A 3,191-nucleotide genomic window follows, 5' to 3' on the forward strand; every position below is an offset into this window, starting at 1 on the left:
CTCCTTTCTATGGAGAAATCTAGCAAACAAGATGTTTGACTAGTAAACAAAAAATTCGAATAGCCGAATTTCTTCTTTAAAAGAAGGTTCTAGATTGTTTATATCCTGTTCAATTTTGAGAAACCATTAGGTTCTCAAATTTTGTTCTTTGAAAATTGCACATTGAAATATATTGTTAATACAACAAAGCCAAGAAAAGATATTTAATTTAAATACTATTCTTTGTAACTAATTTTAAGATTGTAAAATCTGAAACATGACTAATTAAAAGGTCAAGCTACAAAGGGCGTATGGTGAATGCCTTGGCATCAGGAGCCGATGAAGGACGTGATAAGCTGCGATAAGCTTCGGGTAGGTGCACATAACCAGAGATCCGAAGATTTCCGAATGAGGAAACTCACATGGGAAACCCCATGTACTTTATAGTGAATACATAGCTATATAGAGGTAACCTAGGGAACTGAAACATCTAAGTACCTAGAGGAAGAGAAAGAAAAATCGATTTCCCAAGTAGCGGCGAGCGAAAAGGAAAGAGCCCAAACCAAGAATTTATTCTTGGGGTTGCGGACCAGCATATATGCATTAACAAATCTTAATTGAAGCTGTTTGGAAAGACACACCGTAGAAGGTAATAGTCCTGTAAGTGAAAAGATGAGTTAGCTAGCTGTGATCCAGAGTACCACGAGACACGTGAAACCTTGTGGGAAGCAGGGAGGACCACCTCCCAAGGCTAAATACTACCTGATGACCGATAGTGAAGCAGTACCGTGAGGGAAAGGTGAAAAGAACCCCGGGAGGGGAGTGAAATAGAACCTGAAACCGTATGCCTACAACCGGTCAAAGCCCCATATGAGGGTGATGACGTGCTTTTTGTAGAACGAGCCAACGAGTTACGGTATGTAGCAAGGTTAAGGACTTAAGGTCCGGAGCCGAAGGGAAACCAAGTCTTAATAGGGCGACTAGTTGCATGCTGTAGACCCGAAACCGGGTGACCTATCCATGGCCAGGTTGAAGCGAGGGTAAAACCTCGTGGAGGACCGAACCACGTTGCTGTTGAAAAAGCATGGGATGAGCTGTGGATAGCGGAGAAATTCCAATCGAACTCGGAGATAGCTGGTTCTCCTCGAAATAGCTTTAGGGCTAGCGTCGCGAAATGTAACTACTGGAGGTAGAGCACTGAATGGGCTAGGGGGCATAGCGCTTACCGAACCTTATCAAACTCCGAATGCCAGATAGTGTCAGCGCGGCAGTCAGACTGCGAATGATAAGATCCGTAGTCAAAAGGGAAACAGCCCAGATCGTCAGCTAAGGTCCCAAAGTGTAAGTTAAGTGGGAAAGGATGTGGGATTTCTAAGACAACTAGGATGTTGGCTTAGAAGCAGCCACTCATTGAAAGAGTGCGTAATAGCTCACTAGTCGAGAGATCCTGCGCCGAAAATGTAACGGGGCTAAACTTACCACCGAAGCTACGGGTTCACACAATAGTGTGAGCGGTAGAGGAGCGTTGTAATCGGGCTGAAGTCGTACCGTAAGGAGCGGTGGACTGATTACAAGTGAGAATGTTGGCATTAGTAGCGAGATGTAGGTGAGAATCCTACAGGCCGAATACCTAAGGTTTCCACAGGAAGGCTCGTCCGCTGTGGGTTAGTCGGGACCTAAGCCGAGGCCGAAAGGCGTAGGTGATGGACAATCGGTTGATATTCCGATACCACTATAATCGTTATTACCGATGGTGTGACGGAGAAAGATAGAGCGTGCTAGCTATTGGATGCTAGTCTAAGCGTTTAGGGAGTTAGGGAAGGCAAATCCACTCTAACAATTCTGAGGCGTGATGGGGAAGGTTCCACGGAACCGAAGTGCTTGATTCTATGCTTCCAAGAAAAGCATCTAGGGAGAGAAGTAGTGCCCGTACCGCAAACCGACACAGGTAGGTGAGGAGAGAATCCTAAGGCCGGCGGAAGAATTGCAGTTAAGGAACTAGGCAAATTGACCCCGTAACTTCGGGAGAAGGGGTGCCCACGAGAGTGGGCCGCAGAGAATAGGCACAAGCAACTGTTTAGCAAAAACACAGGTCTCTGCTAAAGCGAAAGCTGATGTATAGGGGCTGACGCCTGCCCGGTGCTGGAAGGTTAAGGGGAATACTTAGAGCAATCGAAGGTATGAACTTAAGCCCCAGTAAACGGCGGCCGTAACTATAACGGTCCTAAGGTAGCGAAATTCCTTGTCAGGTAAGTTCTGACCCGCACGAATGGCGTAATGACTTGTGCACTGTCTCAACTGCAAATCCGGCGAAGTTGTAGTGCGAGTGAAGATGCTCGCTACCCGCGATTGGACGGAAAGACCCCGTAGAGCTTTACTGTAGCTTAGCATTGAATTTCGGTATTATCTGTACAGGATAGGTGGGAGACTAGGAAACTAGAACGTCAGTTTTAGTGGAGTCATCCTTGGGATACCACCCTGATATTACTGGAGTTCTAACAGGACGCCATGAATCTGGTGACTGGACATTGTTAGGTGGGCAGTTTGACTGGGGCGGTCGCCTCCTAAAAAGTAACGGAGGCGCCCAAAGGTTCCCTCAGAACGGTCGGAAATCGTTCGAAGAGTGCAAAGGCAGAAGGGAGCCTGACTGCGACACCTACAAGTGGAGCAGGGACGAAAGTCGGGCTTAGTGATCCGGTGGTACCTCGTGGGAGGGCCATCGCTCAACGGATAAAAGCTACCTCGGGGATAACAGGCTGATCTCCCCCAAGAGTTCACATCGACGGGGAGGTTTGGCACCTCGATGTCGGCTCGTCGCATCCTGGGGCTGAAGTAGGTCCCAAGGGTTGGGCTGTTCGCCCATTAAAGCGGCACGCGAGCTGGGTTCAGAACGTCGTGAGACAGTTCGGTCCCTATCCGTCGCGGGCGTAGGAAATTTGAGAGGAGCTGTCCTTAGTACGAGAGGACCGGGATGGACCGACCTATGGTGTACCAGTTGTTCTGCCAAGAGCATAGCTGGGTAGCTAAGTCGGGAAGGGATAAACGCTGAAAGCATCTAAGCGTGAAGCCCACCTCAAGATGAGATTTCCCATAGCGTAAGCTAGTAAGATCCCTTGAAGAACACAAGGTTGATAGGTTAGGGGTGTAAGCATGGCAACATGTTCAGCTGACTAATACTAATAGATCGAGGGCTTGACCAATATATATTAACA

General features: G+C 47.8%; 1 rRNA gene. It reads left to right on the plus strand.

Features of this window, described 5'->3' with window-relative positions:
• The first annotated feature begins 270 nt into the window (after nt 1-270).
• Nucleotides 271-3,179: ribosomal RNA gene (locus tag ACRC28_RS03045) — 23S ribosomal RNA — on the plus strand.
• The last annotated feature ends 12 nt before the right edge of the window (nt 3,180-3,191 follow it).

The sequence above is a fragment of the Clostridium sp. genome, from assembly GCF_051650885.1.
Lineage (GTDB): Bacteria > Bacillota > Clostridia > Clostridiales > Clostridiaceae > Clostridium.